Genomic DNA, 19713 nt, shown 5'->3' with positions numbered 1-19713 from the left:
TAAGCGGTTGTCTCAAAAGTCTGTTGACCGGAGACAACCGTTTTTTTAGATACCTTCTTTTTAAGTTAGCCAAACACGTTTCTCACAAACGCAAGCAACTGCCGATCGGTGCCGTAGCCGGAAATGAAGGATAAGCCGATCGGGGCAGCCGACTCAAGAATAGGTACAGTCACTTGTGGCAGTCCGGATACGCCGGCAATACAGGTCAAGCGCATCGTGCGCGCGCGGACTTTATCGCTTTCTTCAGCTTCGGCACTTCGTTTCGGTGCCGGTCCATAGGTCGTCGGGACGATTAACAGTCCATCGCTGCCGAGGAACGCACGTATTTTCTCGGTGAATTGCTGTTTCGTCGCTGCCGCCTGCTGGTAAGCTTTATTTTTTTTCATTTTCGATGCAGCTTCGAATCGGCCGCCGACATCGCTGGCAAAGTGGGGATGATTTTGCTTGATCCACAGGCCATGTGATTGCCAAGCTTCGTAGCCTTGCAGGACGCGAAACGTTTCCGCAAGTTCCGCCGGTTTAGCCAGCGGGAGCTGAGTCGGCTCAATCTTCAGATCTGAAAGATGCTTTTTGATGAATGTGCGAAGCAATTGAAGCACCGACGGATGATCAATCTGAGCCCATGCTTCGTTTAATTGATAAAAGTGCTGGAAGGATGCTGATACGGTTTCCGGCAACAGACAGGAACCCACACGCTCAAGCAGTTCAGCGCTTCGAGCCATCCAGCCGACCGTGTCGAAACTCGGCGCCAGCGGAACGACGCCTTCCAAAGAAACCGCTCCGTGCGACGGGCGAATGCCGAACAACCCGCAATAGGAAGAGGGAATACGCACCGATCCGCCGGTATCGGTACCGATGGCGAAGTCAACCGCTTCTGAAGCAGTGGCCACCGCCGATCCACTTGAGGAGCCTCCGGAGTAAGCATCGGGCACACGTGGATTAATCGTCGGCGGATAGTGGATGTTGTCTCCTTTGAGGCTGTACATTAACTCATCGGTAACCGTCATTCCGCGTAAGCGCGCGCCGCTTTCCAGTAAGCTTTTGATGACCGGCGCATGTACTTCGGCAGCAGGATGAGTGCTCGCCCAAAGCGGCTGTCCCGCGGAAGCTACATGTCCCTGAACCGCAAACACATCTTTTGCAGCAAAAACCGTTCCGTTCAGTACACCGTTTCCCAGCGGCGCAAGGTTTAATCCATCGGTTACAAACGCACCCAAACTGTCTTGACCATCCATCAACCGTTCACCTCGTCAGAAAAAAATTCATTAAGATCAGAATAATAAAAAACAGCGGCTTTGTCATGCGTAAACATAACCAAAAGCAGCTGTCTGAATTAGTCAGTGTGACTAGGCATTCGATTTCTCCATCAGTATCGGTCCGTTTCAAGATTTAATTTTATCGGTCACTTTTGGGGTTTTATCAGCCGCTTTGCAAATTTTATCGGTCACTTTGAAACGTTTATCAGTCACTTTACAGGTTTTATCAGTCACTTTGCACTTTTTCAATCGCCTTCAGATTCGCCTTTATCTGCAAAGTTTCATATAATTGACACAGATTCACCTAAAAAAGGGTATTCGTTCATTGAACAGCTCAAACAGATGATTTGGAGGAAACTATGAAAAACGTGATGAATCAAAAGGATCAGTCACTTGCCATTGAGGCGGCCGATCTTGTTAAGCGTTTTGGAAAGCATCGCGCGGTTGACGGGATCAACCTGGCCATTCCTCAAGGAACGGTTTACGGTTTTCTCGGTCCGAACGGCGCCGGAAAAACGACCACAATGAAAATGCTGGCGACCTTACTCAAGCCCGATGGAGGCACGGCAAAAATCTTCGGTCATGATTTATTTAAGGAGCAGGATGCCGTGCGCGCGTGCGTCAGTCTGACCGGCCAATTCGCCTCCGTTGATGAAGACCTCTCAGGAACAGAGAATCTAATGCTGATTGCTCGATTGATGGGTTATACACGCAGGGACTCGAAGGAACGTGCGGCAGAGCTGCTGGACGCTTTTGATTTGCAGGACGCCGCGAAACGTCAGGTGAAAAAGTATTCCGGCGGTATGAGACGCCGTCTCGACATCGCCGCCAGTATGGTCGTGCGTCCAAAGCTGCTCTTTCTAGACGAGCCGACAACCGGACTCGATCCGCGCAGCCGCAATCAAATTTGGGATATTGTTCGTGCGCTCGTCAGCACTGGAACGACTGTCCTCTTGACGACGCAATATCTAGATGAAGCCGATCAACTTGCCGACCGGATCGCCGTCATCGATCATGGAAAAATCATCGCTGAGGGGACAAGCAGCGAATTAAAAGCCTCCGTCGGAACTGGCATCCTGCACGTCCGCTTAATCGACGCTGCAGCACGTGCCGAGGCGCAGCAATTGCTCAGCACGACACTAGGCACATCGGTGCACCTGTCCTCCGACCCATTGGCACTCTCCGCCCAGCTCTCGGATACGGATAATGCGGCAAAAGCGCTGACGATGCTGAGCGACCATCAAATCAGGGTCAGCGAATTCTCACTCGGCCAGCCAAGCCTTGACGAAGTGTTCTTAACGCTTACCGGCAAACCTGCAGAAGACAGCCCACAAAAAGAAGGTGCGTCGAAATGAATAGCGAACAACAAATGAACAAAATGCGCGCGGCACTTGTCGATCACAAGCGACCGCCGCATCCGAACGGTTTTGCAACATCCCTTGCCTTTACTTGGCGCGCCTTGCTGAAAATAAAATATGTTCCCGAGCAGCTTCTTGACGTCACCTTTTTCCCGGTCATGTTTACGCTCATGTTCACATATTTGTTTGGCGGCGCGCTTGCCGGTTCAACCACCGACTATCTGCAATTCTTAATTCCCGGTATTCTGGTACAGACGGTTGTTTTCACCACGGTTTATACAGGCGTCTCACTCAATGAAGACATTTCAAAAGGAACCTTTGACCGCTTCCGTTCAATGCCGATCTGGGGACCGTCTCCACTGGTCGGCGCACTTCTTGCCGATACGGTACGGTATACACTTGCATCGATCATTGTTATCATTCTAGGACTTATTCTCGGGTTCCGTCCGGCAGGCAGCGTGCTCGGCGTTGTTGCCGGCATCATGCTCGTCCTGATTTTCTCGTTCAGTCTCTCCTGGGTGTTCACGATGCTTGGCCTGATTTTGCAAACAACGAAGGCCGTGATGGGCATTAGCATGACGCTGCTGTTCCCGGTGACCTTTGCCAGCAACATTTTTGTTGATCCGGCCACTATGCCCGGCTGGCTACGTGCCTTCGTCAACATCAACCCGGTATCGATTCTGACCACGTCGCTTCGCCAATTAATGGGTGGTCAGGTCAATGGGATGCAGATCATCTGGGTACTCGTCGTCTCCGCTGTACTCATCCTGATTTTCGCGCCGGTTACGATGTACCTCTACCGTAACAAACGGTAGGCTGATGAGAAAAACCAAGCTGCCCTTAGTCCTAAAACCATTCTGATTTTTGTGTACGCTCCGATTGCTCGCATCAACAGGGCGCGACCGCTGGCGATCCGGAAGCCTTCTCGGAAAACATTGATGATCTTCAGCAAAAAATTGGATCAGCTCGACGCTGATCCAATTTTTTTGTGTTTATTTCACGAGATAAACACGTGCTTCATACGGTTTCAACTGCATCTTATTCTCGTGATCCGGTAAACGCTGCGAAACATTCCCAAGCACCAGTTTCGTTGCCGCTTGTACCAATTCCTGCGAAGAAGGAAAGTCCACCAATGTATCGCTGAAGTTAAGAATGACAAGCATTTTTTCGCGACTGCAGCTGCGCGTATACGCCCACACGTGTTCGTGATCTGGTTTCAAAAGCGCGTAGTCGCCATAACGCAATGCCCGGCTGCTTTTACGAAGTCGAATCAATTTTTGATAATAATAGTAAAGCGAATCCGGATTGCGCAGCTCCGCTTGTGCGTTCACGCGTACAAAGTTCGGATGCACGCCAAGCCAAGGTTTCTGAGTGGAAAAACCGGCATATACTTGGTCACTCCACTGCATCGGTGTTCGGCTGTTGTCGCGGCTGAAGTGCCAAACGGCTTCGAGCGCTTCTTGCTCGGAGCACCCTTCCCGGATCGCCGAACGGTACTGATTAAGCGACGAAAGGTCGTCGTATTTATCAATGGATGGATAATGCACATTTGTCATGCCAAGCTCTTGGCCTTGATAAATATACGGTGTCCCTTTCAGCAGCGTGTAAAAGGTCGCCAGCAGTTTCGCCGAAATTGTCCCCGCCTTCACGGCTTGATCACCGAGGTAGCTGTTGATTGAGCGCGGCGAATCATGATTTTCCAGATAGAGTGCGGACCAGCCGCTTTTATTGACAAAGTGCTGACTTTTCGAGACAATCTGTTTCAAATCGGTAAGCGACCAAGGCATCGGCTCGTACCATTTCTGTTCCGATCCGACCCCCATATTGATATGATCGAACTCGATCAGCATTGAGAACACGCCGTTTTCCCCGGTGAACTGCGGAATCTGTTCTGCCGGAACGCCGGGCGCTTCAGCGACGGTAAAAATGTCATAGTTGTCAAAGGTGCGCGCCTTCATTTCGTGCAGGTAGTCCAAGATTCCAGGCTGATTCAGCGAGGCGCGTCCGACCGGTGCCAATCCATCCTCTCCATTCGGCGGCAGATCTGTAAATCGTTCCGGCTTTTTGATGTAAGTAATGGCATCAAGTCGAAATCCGCCGACACCTTTCTCTAGCCAGAACGTGATAAATTCATAGATTGCTGCCCGCACATCCGGATTAGCCCAATTCAAATCCGGCTGCTCCGCTGCAAAGCAGTGCAAGTAATACTGGCCTCGCTGCTCATCAAACGTCCAAGAGGAACCGCCAAACTCTGCGCGCCAGTTGGTCGGGGCGGTGCCGTCCGGCTTTGGGTCCCGCCAAATATACCAATCTTTTTTTGCATTCGTACGGCTGCGCTTTGATTCAAGGAACCAAGGATGCTGGTTTGAGGTATGATTAAGGACAAGGTCCATGACAATGCGCATCCCGCGCTTTCCCGCCTCACTAATCAGCTGATCCATATCCTGCATCGTTCCGAACTGTGGGTGAATTGCTTTGTAGTCCATGATGTCGTAGCCGTTATCCACCATCGGCGATTGGTAAACCGGATTGATCCAGATTGCCTCAATACCGAGATTTTGCAGATAATCCAGTTTTTCAATGATCCCTTTAAGGTCGCCACTTCCATCATCATTCGCATCTTTGAAACTCTTAGGATAAACTTGGTAAACAGCGATTTCTTTCCACCAATCACGTTCTCCCATGTGCAAAGCCTCCTTTTACGCATTCTGATACCCTTTGTCCCATTCTATGATCCTTGCCAGCGTTCAATCAATTGAATTTGATTGTTGCATCTGAATTAATGATACCTCAGATTTAGTCACTTACGAAAGACCGTCCAAACCAGTCCGAGTCTTTTGCAGTTACGGTGTCTGTGTATACTCCGGTTGCTCACACTTGGGTCACAATCGAGTTACATGCAAAAAGCAGCATCAAAAGTCGTTATGCCGGCTCTGATACCGTTTTCAACCCTACGCATCCAGTGAATATTTTATGAAATATTTTTTTCTGCAACCGGCATTTTCTGGCGGTAAAACATCGAGAACATGAGGCCATAGATCATCATTCCAAGATAGGCGATGCCCGCCAGAATGAAAAAGGTCCACGAATAGCCGAACCAGATGGTCATGGGTATGGCTATCGGCGCAATCGTCCGACCAAGCGAAAAGCGCAGCCCGGCCGCAGCAAAGTATTGCCCGCGCAAATGTTCCGGCGCAAGTTTGGCAATGAAACTGTCCTGCACGCCAACCGTCATCAGCTCTGCCCAGGAGAACAAAACAATCGCTGCCAGAAGCAGCCAAGCATTGATCGTTGCCCCCATAAGAATCATGGCCACCCCATAGCAAAAAGCCGAGACCATGAACACATTACGCTCCCGGAACTTGGTCATCCATTTTGTCACGCTCACCGTCAGCAAAGCCACACACAACCCGTTCATAGAGACCATTAGACTAAACAGATTTTTTCCGTCAACAGTCAGCTGCCAACCGCGAAATGAGAACAGCGTCTGCAGCGGCACCCGATCCGTTGTGTATACGGCAATCAAGAGATCCAGCTGCAAAAAGGTTTGCGCAACCAGAACCCCGGCTAAGATATAGAGCAGAAAAATACGATCATTGAAGATCACTCTGTAATCGCCAAGCTGATCCTTCAGATGATGCAGCCATTTTTTATTTTCTTTCAGGTGTTCCGCCGCTTTTTTCATTGGTACCGTCTCATGGATCCAGTGTTGCAGTACCCCGACGAGCACAACACTGACCAGTGTGCAAACGACAAGAAAGCCGAAGCGATAATCGAAAAAGAAGATCGCGCCGAGTAACGGACCGATGACAACCATCACATTGATCGACGTATAAAAAACGGCAAAAATGCCGGCTCGATCATGCTCAGGGACAACATCGGCGATCATCGCGTGGCTGGCCGGCTGATACAATTGGCCGAACAGACCAAGCAGTGAAAAGCTGATGAAGGTTACCCAAGGCGACGTCAGCCATGGTGAGTTGGCAAGCGCAAAGAGTGCAAAGCAAACCGCTTGGCCAACCGCTGAAAAAACCATCATTCGTTTGCGACCGAAATGATCGGCACAATAGCCGCCAAGCAAGCCAATCGCCGTACCGATCACCTGCGATAAAATCAGCAGCAATCCGGCTGTCTCCTGTCCAAAATGATCCGAAAAATAGATTGCCATAAACGGAAAAAACATCCAAAAGAGAAGATTAAAAAATCCTTCGCCAATCAATCGTACTTTTAAATTAATGTCCCAATCGCGCCATTTCAAGCAAAATCCCGCCTTTCTTCAAGAGCACAACAAAAAGAGCCTGCACCCGGCACAATGCCGTTACAGACTCTTTTCATCTCAAAAAGGGTCTCAGACGCAGCACAGCGACACTTTTTCGCAATCCTCACTTCTTCCAAGAAAATCAGAAGTTTTTCCATTCAATTGTTGCTTAACCGAACGAAGTGATGCGCGAATCGACGCAGCCATGAATCAACCCTCATTTCCATTAACTTGTGGATCATGATTTCTTTGATTTTCAAAACGCCTTGCTTTACGCGTTTACGGCCGTAACAAATTGTTCCACATCCTGATTAAACGCTTCGAGCAGTCGGTTGGTGATCGGTCCCGGTTTTCCGCCTGCAACCTGTCGATCATCGATTTGCAGCACCGGAGTCACGCGTACGCCGGTACTCGTGAGAAACACTTCGTCTGCAGCCAGAAGTTCAGCCGTTGTATACGTGCGTTCGTCAACCGGAATCCCCAGCCGCTCGGCAAGCTGGAGCACAAAGATACGGGTAATGCCGTTCAAAATAAAATGGTCGGCAGGATGCGTGATCAAAACGCCGTCTTTCACCATGAATACGTTACAGGTTGTGCCTTCGGTAACAACACCGTCGCGGTGAAGAATCGCGTCAGCGGCACCGCGTTCAAACGCTTCTTGATTTGCCAGCACATTGCCGAGCAGGTTCAACGTCTTGATATCACAGCGCAGCCAGCGGATGTCATCAAGCAAACTGACCTTGATCCCGTCTGCGTGCAGATCCTCATCCTTATCGGTCGCCTCAACACTGGCGGTCAGCACGGTATCGATCGGCTGCTCCGGGAACCGGTGTTTGCGTGCAATCGCCCCGCGCGTGATCTGGAAGTAAACGTAACCGTAGTCCATGGCATTTTCCTTGATCAGCTTATCCAGATTTTCCGCCAAATGGTCAGTAGCGTAAGGCAGTGCAAGCCGCAGTTCGCGCGCACTCCGTTCCAGTCGTTTCATATGCAGATCAAGCAGAAACATTTTTCCATTATATACGCGCAGCGCTTCATAGATCCCATCGCCAAACTGATAGCCGCGATCCTCCATATCTACTTTCCCCTGACTGCGGTCTATAAAACGGTCATTATATAATATCGTACTCATCGCCGTAAGCCCCTTTCTTTGCCTCCACATAATGGTTGTTCATTGGTGTCGAGCATTGAAACCTTTTCATTCATTATACCTTGAGATTCAAGGCGTTCTCAATACTAAATCAGTAGAAAAACGGGGCAAGACTGCGCCTAAACGAATCTCCCTTTTAGACCACAAAAAAAAGAGACAGCAGCCTGCCTCTTGAGGAAAATGGTCTGTTGTTCTTTAAAGCAAAATGTCTTGCAAAATCGGATCCTCATGCAGAATGTGGTGCGCGCGGTCACGATATTCCGCCCGGTGCAGATACGTGCAGCGCATCGGTTTCATTTCCGGAGCACGATCAATCGCCATATCAAAATCAGCAACCGTCATCCCGGCGGATTTGGCGAACGTAAAGAACCCGGTATCTTGAAGGACCTTGGTGATGCGTTCATAACGGTGATCCTGCACCTTGCTCATGAGATAGCTGGCCACGCCAACTTGAATGCCGTGCAGCTGTGGTTTCGAGCCATAGGTGTCAAGTGCATGCGAAATCAAATGCTCACTGCCACTGGTCGGCGCACTGCTGCCGGCAATCTCCATCGATATCCCGGCCATGGTCAGCGAATCTACCAATTCTTTAATGAAAAGGTCGTCACGAATCGTACCAAAATCAGTCCGAACAAAGCTGTTTACCGCTTTTTTCGAAAGCATCAGGGCACAGTCATCAACCCGCGTCACGCCGTTCTTTTCCTCAAAGATCCAGTCTTCAGCCGCGGTAATTTTCGATACAAGATCGCCAACTCCGGAGTAGATAAAGCATTCCGGAGCATTTCTGATGACATCGACATCAATCACGATTCCGTAGGGCATCTTCGCATGTACCGAAATGCGCCGTCCATGAATCGTCAGCGACGTATTGGAACTGGAAAAACCATCATTTGACGTCGATGTAGGAACACTGATAAACGGCCATTTGCGCAACAATGCGGTATATTTTGCGGCATCCAATGCCTTGCCTCCGCCGATGCCGACCACAGCTTCGGTTTGTGCCGGAAGCTGAAAAGCGTCGTCTACGACGTGATCGATATCAATATCACCGACTTCCTTTTGCTCAAGCACCTCAATTCCGGCTTGTTTCATCGACCCCAATACTTTATCGCCAAGCATCTCAATTAAACCCGTCCCGAAAAAAAGAACAACCTTGCTGAATTGATGACGCGCAAGCATACGACCGAGATTGGCTAAATTTCCCTTGCGCACATCGAGTAATGATGGAACAACAATCTGATGATTATCGACCGCCATTGATGATTGCCTCCTCATGAGTGGATAGATAATTTGCAACATCCTTAAAATTATTGATCGCAACATAGTCTCTGTGTTCTTGATCGAGCAGCGGCTGCAACTTGCCTTTGGCGAAAATTGTATCCGTCAACAGCGCCGCCTTTAAGTCGGGGCCGCTGTCGCCTGCATAAAAAACCAATTCATAATCTTTCATCAAGTCCGTGGCGAGTTTCTGCTTATCGATTCCATACAGTTCTGAGAAATACGGGCCGTTAGGGTCTACCTGCAATTGAATGCCTCGATCTGCATACACACCGGGATTCGAATAAACCGGTACATCTGTTATACCCTGTTTCTCAAAAATCCGTTTAATGTAATAATCTGTACCAGCACTAATGACAACAAAATCACCGCCAAGCTTCTTGACCTGCTCAATCACCGCTTTGGCATCCGGATCAAAAGGAACGGCATCAATATCTTCATCAAGCTCCTGCTGGTCACGGTCAGCGCGGCTGAATAAGCGGCTGAGATACTCAAGATCGGTCATAACCTTCTGGTCCCAGTCTTCATATAGCTTCTCCGCTTGATCAGCAAAATGGCGGTTAATGAGTACATGAAAAAAATCTTTATCGGATAACGTACCATCAAAGTCAGAAATGAAAAGGAAACGCTTTGTCATACAATAATTCTCCTTTTTTTCATCTGTTATATTACAGTTTCAGTATAACAGATATTTTTTTTATTCCATTTTCTGCAAGCGCAACCAATATGACGAAGTCATGAACACTTCTAGTATGACCCTTTTTACGGTTATTCATTGTTGCGACCGTCGTGCGCGAACTCAATGCGCCTTTAAGCACGTAACAGCTGATCGCAAATAGCGACACCGTTTCGCTCCCGGCAAATAGCGAATCTTAATTCGCGCGGCATTCTACCTGTGCCTCACATTTCATCGCCGCATTAAAAACCTTAATCTTAAATCATGTGTGATGGGCTCATGTCTTTTCGGTGCTGAATCTCGCCGCTTCGGTTACTCGCTTGCCGCGGGCGCACCGCGAGCCTCCTCAAACAGGCAGGAATCTGCGCGGTCTTCCTTGGCTTGCATCAACAAGGCGCGATCCGCAGGCGCCAGAGCATCTGCGCGTTTGATGCACAGTCTTTTGCGTGACCAAAAATCACATACTCTCTTTATCCGCAAAAAATCCTGAGACTCGGCGTATCGCCATCCCAGGATTTTTGTCATGGTTTACCCATTTATTCATCTTCGCGAACAGAATCTACAATATAAAAGGTGCCATTTTCTTTAAAACCAAACCGTTTCGGCTCATCATTCGTTTTTGAGGATTCTGCATCATCATAGACAGTCATTCGCTCGCGAAGCTGATGCGCGTATTGCATCGCGCGCATTACTCGCCCTCCGAACGGACGCGCATGCATGGGCAGCTCAATGTGTTTTCCGCGCGACAGCATGACCGCCACACTCCCTTTTTGTTCATTGTCCGACCATTGTCGGACATGTGAGAAGGACAGCCAAGCACAGGTGTCCGAACGTTCCGTCATCGAAGACAGGAACACAATACCGAGTTCGCCGCAAACACAAATCGGGGGCATACTTTTGTAGCCCATTTCCACAGCTACTTTTTTTCTACCACTATAGGTAGAGCCATAATAGCCGCAAGACTGTGCGACAATCGTTTTAGGAAGCGCCTTGACGTAGCGTTGTGCTGATTCTTCGATCACAAGGGTGCCTCGGTCTCCATCCGATAATTCACAAGGAACCAGCGCCATGGTCTCAGGACGAATAATGTAGTTTTTTTCTGTTTTCATTCAATAACCTCTTTCCTGATCGTATTCATAAACACAGACACAACAGCATTTGAGTGGAATCCACCGCCCCCGGGGAAAAACATTCAGCGGTTTCTAAAGGAGAGAAGAACTTTCAAAGCAGAGGATCAATGCCCCTGCTCTTATACCTATTATTATACAAATATTGGCACAACTTTCAATTATTTAACCGCCTTTATTTTCAGAAAAAATATCTTTTTCACATTTTGTTCATAATTATTGGAATAATCGAGCAAAACGGTGTCCCCTACTGAAAAGCACCGACATCCGCAGATATCGGTGCTCCTTCTTTTTTCCTTTATGGTTTTTCGATATAGTCCTCTTTTGAATAGAGATGCAGCTTCGTACGGCAGATCCATTCGAAGAACCAACCGCAAACAAATGGAATAATCAAGAATATGAAAATCAGAAGCAACAGATTTGCCCCGGTTGCGCCGCCCGGCATAAAGCGCACGGCGTTGATCGGTCCGACAAGACCGGAAAAGCCGAAACCGGCACTGATTGGCGTTCCTTGAATTTGGAAGACAACAGCAAGTATGCCCAGTACAGCCGCATTCAAAAGCACCGGAACCATGATCACCGGTTTGCGGACGACGGCAGCAATCATAATTTTCGGTGTCCCAAGCAATGCTGAAAGCGAAAGCCCAATTGGATTCACCCGCAAGCTGCCGATGAACATTCCGATCGCGGCAGCGACAACACCAAGATTTCCGGCTCCGGATGCGATCCCGCTCATGCCGATCGCCGTCGCAATCGCGACCGTTGAAATGGGTGAAAGAATAATAATCGAAAAGCTGACCGCAACGAGAATTCCCATTAACACTGGGGCAAGTGCAAAATAGCTGTCAACAAGATGTCCGACCAGCGTTGTGATGCTGCGTACAAAAGGCAGAATCCAAAGCCCAATCCCGCCCGAGACGATGCAGACAATCGTCGGCAGAACGAGCGGTGCAAATGCTTTTAGCCGATCGCCGATGATCAGGATGACCCCAACCGCCAAACTTGCCGTCAGCATCGTGTTGATCAAATCGCCCATGCCGCTTACCTGCACGCCGGTTGAGGAAAACACAAGCGCGCCGGAACCGATATAGGTCGCAGAGGCAACCGAAACCATTTGTATCGGATTCAAATTGAATTTAAATGCAATGGCCGTGCCGATCAGTAAAGGCACTGTAAACATAATGGTTGTTACAATTTGCAGAACGATTGCGAAAATCGGTGCATGCGGCGCCAGTGCCTTGCAAATTTCGCTCAGCAAGGCGGATGGAACCAGCCCTGCAACGATACCAATCGCAAGTCCTGTGAGTACGTTATTGATAAAACGCCTCACGGTTAGCCCATCTCCAGTCCCGTTTGTTGTCACCTTCCAAAACCTCCATCCTTCATCCGTTCCTTTTGTTTTTATCATTCCCTTTTTCTAAAAACAGACACGCGCTTGTTATTCTAGCAAGAATTCAGTGATTTGTCGATACAACCCATTGACGCAGTAACGCTTTGTTGCGAAGAAGTCATTAAGAGAAACCAAGTTGATTTTTGTCTACGCTCCGATTGCTCGCTGTCCCGCCGGCTCCAGAGCATCTGCGCGTTTGATGCGCTGTCTTTTGCGTGACCAAAAATCACAGCCTTTATTACCCTTTAATTGTAAAAAAACGTGACCCACCCGCCAAATGAAAAACTGGGCAAGATCACGTTTTCGCACGGGAGCATTCCCTGACAATGCTCATTCGGTCAGCTCACGCGTTGTCTGTGTGCGTCTGCGGAAGAAAAGGCGATCGGCATACCCATACACCGCAAAAACAACCCAGGAGCCAGTCGCGATCGCTGCACCGGAAGCAAGTCCCGGCGTCCGGTACGTAAAGCGAATATGGTTATTGCCGTCGCCAACAGGAACAATCATCATTCCATCGGCGTCGAGGATCTGTACAGGAACGCCATCTACCGTTGCCGACCAGCCTCTATCATACGGTACGCTGAAAAAGGCGTACTTGTCGACGTTGGCATGAATATCCGCCGTGAACCCGTGCCGATCGCGTGTGAACGTGGTTGCCGCTTCCTTCGCTCGTGCCTGTAAATCTTCAGAGTACTCCCCCTTTCCGGTCGTAAACAACTGGCTGTCCGGTAAGGGAATTAAATAATTTTTCACCTTTGACACGTCACGGTCTCTGATCACGACAGCACGCAGTAAAACAAGATGCTTGTCATCATCTGGAATGTGTTGAAAACGGCTCTCAGTCACATAGTAATCGTACGTAAAGCCAATCGGCAGCGTATCCTTATTCTCATAGACGTAGATCCAGCCGGTTCCATTAAAAAATTGTGTAAAAGGCTTCTCGCCGTCAATCTTTGTCGTGCTGACATAAAAGCGTTCCGAAAGCAGCGGATTCAAACCGTACGCTTCTTGAGGAATGATCGTTTTCACCCCTCTTGGTGAACCGATCGATTGGTAGAATTCAAAAATTGAACCGTTCACCATACTCGTGAACGAATTAACCGTTGGCAGACCAGCGACCATCGCCAAATTCCATCCATCATCACTGATCCGAATCCGGTAGTCTTCATCCTTGGGCAAGCGCTGCTTCAACTCTGATCCGGTCCTCACCACCATGTTATAAGCTGCCTCACCTTTTTGATAATCATAAATGCTGTGCGTTGCAAAAATATTAAACAAACCCAGTCCGCCGCAAAAAATAACCAATACCGTCAGCATGAGCGCATACCCGTGTTTCGCATGACGGAAGCGTCCGACAAGAGCATAGGTCGCCAAAAGCCCTGCTGCTGCAGCCACGAAGTAAAATAGAAATTGATCGTAATGAAAAACCGCGCTGCGCTGACTTTCACTCCACGGATAGAACAGAAGAAACGCCGCAAGCACCGCAAGGATCGATGCACAAATCAGCAAGCTTTTTTTGAGCGGAATCTCCGCACGCCGCTCAAGTGCAACTGCCGACATGAGCGCCATAATCAGTACCGGCATGTAAAACCAACGTGCGTAATACGAGGAATTCAGTACATAGAACAAACTGTTTAACAGCGGTATGGCAGCCATAATGAGACAGGCAATCATAAGGCGGCGCATCCAACCCTTTCCGGCAAACATTTGTGCGAGCACCAGAACCGGACCGAACAGCGGCAGATAGGCGCTGCTTGATGAGAAGTCCGATGGATAGATGGCGGATTGATGCGGCATCAGGTCGGCTGGCATCACAAATGCTTTGATCAGTGCCAGATAGCGCGATCCGCTGTAAACAAGCGCATTGGGGCCGTAAAGAAACGCGTCCAAGCGCGGATTCTGCAACGTAAACAGAATGGCCGGGAGAAACAGCAGACAAGCCATACCAATCCCAAGCAGCCCTTCCCAGATGATCCGCGGCAGCCGGCACAGTGATTGCCGCCAGTCCTCACAAACATAGCGCAACAAGTAATAGACGATTAAAAAAACCACTTCACCGATGAAAAAGAAGAAATTCAGCGTTGCATTCAACGCCACTGCTGCAGCAAACCAACCTTTTTTGCGATCCGATACGAGCCGGTCGAAACCGGCAAGCAGCAGCGGAAAGAACGCGACAACATCGTGAAAATGATTGAACATCAGGTTCACCGCGGAAAAGCCGGAAAAAGCATACAAAAGTGCACCAATTATTGCGTAACGACTGTCGGTAACATAGCGGCGCATATAGCCGTACGCGGTTACTCCGGCGATGCAGTATTTCAACAGAAACATCGGTCCGACCACATAAGGGAAGAAGGAAGCCGGAAAAATCAGACTCAGCCAAAAGAACGGACTGCCTAACGTATAGAAGCTGTACGAAGCAATAAAATTACTGCCCAAGTCCGTGGACCAGTTCCAGAACCAGTCCCCGCTCTTAATCGCCCGGTTACTGAGCATATTAAACGGAATCTGCTGATAATTGAAATCGCCAACCAGCGTGAATAAACCTTTGCTTGCAATAATTGAAGGAAGGAACATCATTCCTGAAGAGATGAGACAAAGCAGAAAGACTTTCGTATAGTCCGAATGAATCATTTTTTTCATAGAGGTGGAAAACATTTTAGGAGCTCCTTGTCTGACATTCTCGCAAACTTAATGGACCCTTCTATTTTACAATAAGACTACTCGAAGCTCAGCTTTGATCATATCATTCGTCACGTAATGGAATTTGTGGGATGATAGAGTGAAAGAAAAGCGATGCGTTTCAAGCGTCGCCGGAATGTAGAAAGGCGATTGGCATGAGCTATGATCTTCAGCCGCTGCTCCGCAGTTTCGCGGCAAAGCAAAATCAGGAAAATGCACGGGCGATGGCCCGCTATATGCGTGATCAATTCCCTTTTTTCGGCATTAAGACTCCGGAACGGCGTGCCGCTGTGCGTGACTTTATCAAGCAATACGGTCTACCGGAAGCAAATCAAATTGAGATTGCTGTCAAAACACTTTGGAGCCATCCAAATCGTGAATGCCACTATGCCGCACTGGATCTGCTTGTTCGTCTTAAAAAACAGCTCAACCGCGAGCATTTACCGCTCCTTGAATGGATGATCACGAGCAAGTCTTGGTGGGACACGGTCGACTGCATCGCCCCGCAATGCTGCGGTCCACTGTTTGCTCGTGATCCGCAGCTCATCCAGCGTTATGCCGAACCCTGGATCATCAGCGATCATCTGTGGCTGCGCCGTGCCGCGCTGCTCTTCCAATTGAAATTCAAAGCGCAGACTGATGAAGCACTGCTCTTCCGCTACATTTTACTCAATGCAGATTCGGATCAATTTTTCATTAAAAAGGCGATCGGATGGGCATTACGTGAATACGCAAAGACCGCTCCCGATACCGTTGGCCGCTTTATTCATGAGCATCCGCTCAAGCCGTTGAGCAAACGTGAAGGTCTGAAATGGCTGAACCGAAAGTCCCATTGATCAAGGAGGCTGAGCATCATTGGAAAACGAAACCGTTGATACAATCAGAAAAGAAGTCGGCAAACGCCGTCTGACACTTCCCGACGGCACGAAACTACCGATTCTCGGACAAGGCACTTGGCATATGGGCGAGGATTGGAGCAAACGCGATACGGAAATCGAGGCACTTAGGCTTGGCGTACGGCTTGGAATGACGCTGATCGATACGGCAGAAATGTATGGCGAAGGACGCTCTGAATCGCTCATTGGCGAGGCATTGGCCGATCAACGCGATGCTATCTTTCTCGTCAGCAAAGCCTATCCGAGTCATGCCACGCGCGAAAAACTTATTAAGGCTTGCGACAACAGCTTGAAACGGCTTAAAACCGACCATCTGGATCTCTATTTGCTTCATTGGCGCGGCGGAACACCGCTAGAGGAAACGGTGCGCGGCATGGAAGCATTGAAGAAAGCAGGCAAAATTTTACGATGGGGTGTCTCCAATTTTGACACAAAAGCTATGCAAGAACTGTGGTCGGTACCCGGTGGAAAAAATTGCGCCGTCAACCAAGTGCTCTACCATCTCGGCTCCCGCGGTATTGAAGTCGATTTGCTGCCATGGCTGCGCGCGCACCAGGTCCCGATCATGGCCTACTGCCCGCTCGCCGAAGCCGGTTCACTGAAAGCAAAACTTTTGAAAAGCCGTACGCTGAACCAAATTGCAGAAGCGCACGCGGCAACGATGCTTCAAATTCTGCTTGCCTGGACGGTGCGCCATGCGGAGCGCGATGGAATTCTTGCTATTCCGAAAGCAGCGAGACCGGAACATGTGCTGCTGAATGCACAGACCGCGGCAATTCGCTTGTCCACGGAAGAAATTGAGGAACTTGATCGCACCTTCCCGCGTCCCTCACGCAAAGTTCCGCTGGATATTGTTTAAGCCGAGGCCTTTTTTTACAGCCATCTGTCCATAGAGAAAAGTGCTTCCTGGATACGCCGGAAGCACTTTTCTTTTTAATCCAATCCATTAACGGTTATTGCTCATCGATATAGCGTCACGCCTTACAAAGCGACAGGCGCCAATTTGTGCCGGTACCGATGTTGTACGCTTTAGCAAAGGAACCCTGATTGATTGCCACACCAATATTTTCAAGCGAATTGATATACAGCAGCGGCTCGCCGATCGCCACCTCGGCAAATGATTGGGCAAACACCACCGTATTCTCATAGACTTTCCGTGTGTCATTCTTTATCTTGACCGCTAACCGATCGCCACGTGCCACATCCAGTTCATGGAAGAGCTGGTGATCGATATTGGTCCACAGGTTACCGAAACGGACATCGAGTACATCAATTGTTCCTTGTACGTGATGATCCTCACGATATGCGGGAACAATCGGCAGTTCAACCAGCGACTCGACCGGAACCGTTTTGCCAAAATGTTCATAGTCAATTTGCCCTGCCGCTAACTTTGCTCCGTTGAATGCATAAATATCACGACCGAAAAACGTAAACGATTCGCCGGCTGTCGGCAGTTTATTTGCCTTCTCATCGAAAGTGCGCACACTCTCGATCCCTTCAATGCGTTTGATATGCGTCAATGTCCCATTGTCCGGTGTAATGATGTATTGATTGCGTTGGGTTCGGGCAATCACGCTTCGGCGTGTCGATCCGACGCCAGGATCAACGACGGACACGAATACCGTGCCTTCCGGCCAATAATCAATGGTCTGGCGCAGACGGTAAGAAGCCTCCCAAATGTTATACTGTGGAATATCATGCGTCAGATCATAAATTTTTAAGGTCGGATCGATCGAATTCGCTACGCCGTACATCGCGCAGACCGCTCCGTCCACAAGTCCAAAGTCGGTTTGAAATACCAATGCATGCTTCATCACAATCACCTTTCCTTTTTTCTATCTTTCCACAATGATCCAATTAAAATCGAACAATCAAAAACCCCGCCCTTAATCGAACGACTAAGGACGGGGGTTCATTTCCGTGGTACCACCTTGTTTTACCGGGCATTCACATGACCGGTCTCAGCGAGTACATGCACGAGGCGTGCATAAACTCCGGTTTTTATAACGAGAACCTTAACTCGTCGCGGCTTACTTCAGGAAAATCCATTATTCAGTCACGCAGCTCAGAGGCCATGTTCGCGCTTTTGCTGATACTCCTTTTCACCAACCGGAGCTCTCTGTGAAAAAGCAAAGGCACTACTTCTTCTCTTCATTGCTTTTTTTATTTTCGTACATTTATTATTAGTCTCGGTTTAAAAAATGTCAAGTCAATCGCGGTTGCCTCTTCCTCAAACGCCAAAAGGCTCGTTTGGTTCTTCCAAATTTCTAATAAATCTTTTATACTATCCATTGAGAGAAGGCCTCTATTCCTGATGTATTCACCTTGGTCGGTATACATTTAGAATAAGGAGCCTTCTCCTTTTCGTCCAGTCAAAATTAGACTAAAAAGAAATAAAGAAAGAACTGCATGCCATCGCATCCTCTTACGCCCACATCAAATTTATCCCCCGAGAAACATTTTACACATAGCCTTTTACTTGAGACTATTTTGCGGGATGCGCTCGATGCATTCGGTGATGCAGCACCGCCTCGCGGTTCACATGCACGGGGAGGAAACGGTCAAAGAAGAGAATAAAATACCCCATGCATAGGAAGCTGATTAAGGTGCCGAGATTAATGCCAACCAGTTCATGACGAAAAAGTCCAACCGCAAGACCAATAGCCAGCGGAATGCCGAGTGAAATCCGCTGTGCCAAGACCACATTACCCTTTAGATACTTTTCACGCAAAATTTTCAGCATATCATCAAATGGATGCAAGACCAGATTCACCTTGAAATAGATGGATAGCGCGGCTGCGATACAGAGTACGCCGATCACGCAGACAATCACGCGCAGCAGCCAACTATTTACAGTAATCGGCTGCATCACCAGCAGCCACAAATCGATCAAATACCCGAACGACATCATATACAGAAAGTTAAAGACATCTTTGATCCCGTTCCAATGCTGTCTGAGCAAGTCGTCCGCCACGAGCACCACAAGCCCCATAATGATCAGTACGGTTCCAACAGTCAAACCTGTAGCGCTCGAAATATTGAGACTCGCTGCCGTCCATGGCGCCGAGCCAAACGCCGCCTTCACCGTCAGCGCATTTCCAAATGCATTTAATAGTACTGAAGTGCAGAGCCAAAGCAATCCCTTTGTCATTTGTTCGTCAATCCTCCAACGAGCTGATCATTGCATGAGTCACCGGCGCAGTTGCAGAGTTAACGTTACGCGCGTAGTTTTAGGCAGTCATCGATTTCTTCCTATGTCTCCCCACATTCTATCAGGGATGCTGTGAAATGCAAGTGAATGCTTTGATTCGCTACCCCTTTTCAGGTTTAATGCGCATCCCATTCGTTCGATACGTGTTGCATACGGTTTGATACGCGTTCTCGGATTCATTCCTCCGCGAACGGCTTGATACTAAGAAAAACCGGGCAAAATACGCCCGGTCCTTAATCTCCAACCATGTGTGATGGACTCGTGTCTTTTCGGTGCTGAATCGCCGCTTCGGTTACTCGCTTGCCGCGGGCGCACCGCGAGCCTCCTCAGACAGGTAGGTATCTGCGGGGTCTCGCTGGCACGCTGTTCCCGCAGGCGTCTCGCACCTCCGCTTTGTTTCTCGGCCAAGACACTGGGCTATTGGTTTGAAG

15 protein-coding genes and 1 other annotated feature are annotated in these 19713 nt (G+C 48.9%); of the genes, 4 read left to right on the top strand and 11 right to left on the bottom strand.

What is annotated here, in order from left to right; all coding sequences use genetic code 11:
- Positions 1-65 precede the first annotated feature (65 nt).
- Positions 66-1235 (bottom strand): amidase, encoded by a 1170-nt coding sequence (locus tag K7399_RS01510; RefSeq protein WP_028977806.1) that lies wholly within the window; start codon positions 1233-1235, stop codon positions 66-68.
- A 380-nt stretch (positions 1236-1615) separates the two neighbouring features.
- Here K7399_RS01510 and K7399_RS01505 point away from each other — a divergent pair, with 380 nt between their 5' ends.
- The gene (locus K7399_RS01505; protein WP_081791810.1) at positions 1616-2611 is read left to right on the top strand and encodes an ATP-binding cassette domain-containing protein; all 996 of its coding nucleotides are present in this window, start codon (positions 1616-1618) and stop codon (positions 2609-2611) included.
- On the top strand, positions 2608-3429 hold the full coding sequence (locus K7399_RS01500; RefSeq protein WP_028977808.1) for an ABC transporter permease: 822 nt from the start codon (positions 2608-2610) through the stop codon (positions 3427-3429). Before K7399_RS01505 ends, K7399_RS01500 begins: the two co-directional genes overlap by 4 nt.
- A 177-nt stretch (positions 3430-3606) precedes the next feature.
- Here K7399_RS01500 and K7399_RS01495 read toward each other — a convergent pair whose 3' ends face one another.
- From K7399_RS01495 to K7399_RS01460, 8 genes are all read right to left on the bottom strand, one after another.
- On the bottom strand, positions 3607-5298 hold the full coding sequence (locus K7399_RS01495) for a glycoside hydrolase family 13 protein (RefSeq protein ID WP_028977809.1): 1692 nt from the start codon (positions 5296-5298) through the stop codon (positions 3607-3609).
- A gap of 287 nt (positions 5299-5585) precedes the next feature.
- Complete coding sequence (locus K7399_RS01490; RefSeq protein WP_028977810.1) at positions 5586-6872, bottom strand: MDR family MFS transporter; 1287 nt, start codon at positions 6870-6872, stop codon at positions 5586-5588.
- A gap of 271 nt (positions 6873-7143) precedes the next feature.
- Positions 7144-8004 (bottom strand): D-amino-acid transaminase, encoded by an 861-nt coding sequence (gene dat, locus K7399_RS01485; protein WP_028977811.1) that lies wholly within the window; start codon positions 8002-8004, stop codon positions 7144-7146.
- 213 nt (positions 8005-8217) lie between these two features.
- Entirely contained in the window at positions 8218-9279 is a 1062-nt protein-coding gene (locus tag K7399_RS01480) for an iron-containing alcohol dehydrogenase family protein (protein ID WP_028977812.1), read from the bottom strand.
- Positions 9266-9937 (bottom strand): MtnX-like HAD-IB family phosphatase, encoded by a 672-nt coding sequence (locus K7399_RS01475; RefSeq protein WP_028977813.1) that lies wholly within the window; start codon positions 9935-9937, stop codon positions 9266-9268. Before K7399_RS01475 ends, K7399_RS01480 begins: the two co-directional genes overlap by 14 nt.
- A gap of 575 nt (positions 9938-10512) precedes the next feature.
- Complete coding sequence (locus tag K7399_RS01470; RefSeq protein WP_051578068.1) at positions 10513-11085, bottom strand: competence protein ComK; 573 nt, start codon at positions 11083-11085, stop codon at positions 10513-10515.
- A gap of 316 nt (positions 11086-11401) precedes the next feature.
- Complete coding sequence (locus K7399_RS01465) at positions 11402-12466, bottom strand: PTS sugar transporter subunit IIC (RefSeq protein WP_028977815.1); 1065 nt, start codon at positions 12464-12466, stop codon at positions 11402-11404.
- Between the two features lie 357 nt (positions 12467-12823).
- Positions 12824-15151 (bottom strand): YfhO family protein, encoded by a 2328-nt coding sequence (locus K7399_RS01460; protein WP_028977816.1) that lies wholly within the window; start codon positions 15149-15151, stop codon positions 12824-12826.
- A 179-nt stretch (positions 15152-15330) separates the two neighbouring features.
- On the opposite strand from K7399_RS01460, the gene K7399_RS01455 reads away from it, so the two are divergent.
- Together K7399_RS01455 and K7399_RS01450 are read left to right on the top strand one after the other, a co-directional pair.
- Positions 15331-16011 (top strand): DNA alkylation repair protein, encoded by a 681-nt coding sequence (locus K7399_RS01455; RefSeq protein ID WP_028977817.1) that lies wholly within the window; start codon positions 15331-15333, stop codon positions 16009-16011.
- Positions 16012-16030: 19 nt separating this feature from the next.
- The gene (locus tag K7399_RS01450; RefSeq protein ID WP_128166348.1) at positions 16031-16930 is read left to right on the top strand and encodes an aldo/keto reductase; all 900 of its coding nucleotides are present in this window, start codon (positions 16031-16033) and stop codon (positions 16928-16930) included.
- Positions 16931-17045: 115 nt separating this feature from the next.
- Here the strand turns inward: K7399_RS01450 and K7399_RS01445 are convergent, their stop codons facing one another.
- Positions 17046-17888, bottom strand: a complete 843-nt coding sequence (locus K7399_RS01445) for an SAM hydrolase/SAM-dependent halogenase family protein (RefSeq protein WP_206612224.1) — start codon at positions 17886-17888, stop codon at positions 17046-17048.
- Between the two features lie 80 nt (positions 17889-17968).
- Positions 17969-18235, bottom strand: a binding site (T-box leader).
- Between the two features lie 321 nt (positions 18236-18556).
- Positions 18557-19222, bottom strand: coding sequence for a YczE/YyaS/YitT family protein (locus K7399_RS01440; RefSeq protein ID WP_028983632.1), 666 nt, complete (start codon positions 19220-19222; stop codon positions 18557-18559).
- Positions 19223-19713: the final 491 nt, after the last annotated feature.

Source organism: Sporolactobacillus terrae, from assembly GCF_019930545.1.
In the GTDB taxonomy this organism is placed as follows: domain Bacteria; phylum Bacillota; class Bacilli; order Bacillales; family Sporolactobacillaceae; genus Sporolactobacillus; species Sporolactobacillus terrae.
The sequence above is the reverse complement of the archived record's forward strand: the minus strand, read 5'-3'. Positions and strand labels throughout refer to the sequence as shown.

What these genes read in the sequence shown, in the direction of transcription:
- K7399_RS01470 (WP_051578068.1), bottom strand. Translation starts at nt 11,085, where the DNA reads ATGAAAACAGAAAAAAACTACATTATTCGTCCTGAGACCATGGCGCTG.
- K7399_RS01510 (WP_028977806.1), bottom strand. Translation starts at nt 1,235, where the DNA reads ATGGATGGTCAAGACAGTTTGGGTGCGTTTGTAACCGATGGATTAAAC.
- K7399_RS01500 (WP_028977808.1), top strand. Translation starts at nt 2,608, where the DNA reads ATGAATAGCGAACAACAAATGAACAAAATGCGCGCGGCACTTGTCGAT.
- K7399_RS01440 (WP_028983632.1), bottom strand. Translation starts at nt 19,222, where the DNA reads ATGACAAAGGGATTGCTTTGGCTCTGCACTTCAGTACTATTAAATGCA.
- K7399_RS01480 (WP_028977812.1), bottom strand. Translation starts at nt 9,279, where the DNA reads ATGGCGGTCGATAATCATCAGATTGTTGTTCCATCATTACTCGATGTG.
- dat (WP_028977811.1), bottom strand. Translation starts at nt 8,004, where the DNA reads ATGAGTACGATATTATATAATGACCGTTTTATAGACCGCAGTCAGGGG.
- K7399_RS01495 (WP_028977809.1), bottom strand. Translation starts at nt 5,298, where the DNA reads ATGGGAGAACGTGATTGGTGGAAAGAAATCGCTGTTTACCAAGTTTAT.
- K7399_RS01475 (WP_028977813.1), bottom strand. Translation starts at nt 9,937, where the DNA reads ATGACAAAGCGTTTCCTTTTCATTTCTGACTTTGATGGTACGTTATCC.
- K7399_RS01455 (WP_028977817.1), top strand. Translation starts at nt 15,331, where the DNA reads ATGAGCTATGATCTTCAGCCGCTGCTCCGCAGTTTCGCGGCAAAGCAA.
- K7399_RS01505 (WP_081791810.1), top strand. Translation starts at nt 1,616, where the DNA reads ATGAAAAACGTGATGAATCAAAAGGATCAGTCACTTGCCATTGAGGCG.
- K7399_RS01460 (WP_028977816.1), bottom strand. Translation starts at nt 15,151, where the DNA reads ATGTTTTCCACCTCTATGAAAAAAATGATTCATTCGGACTATACGAAA.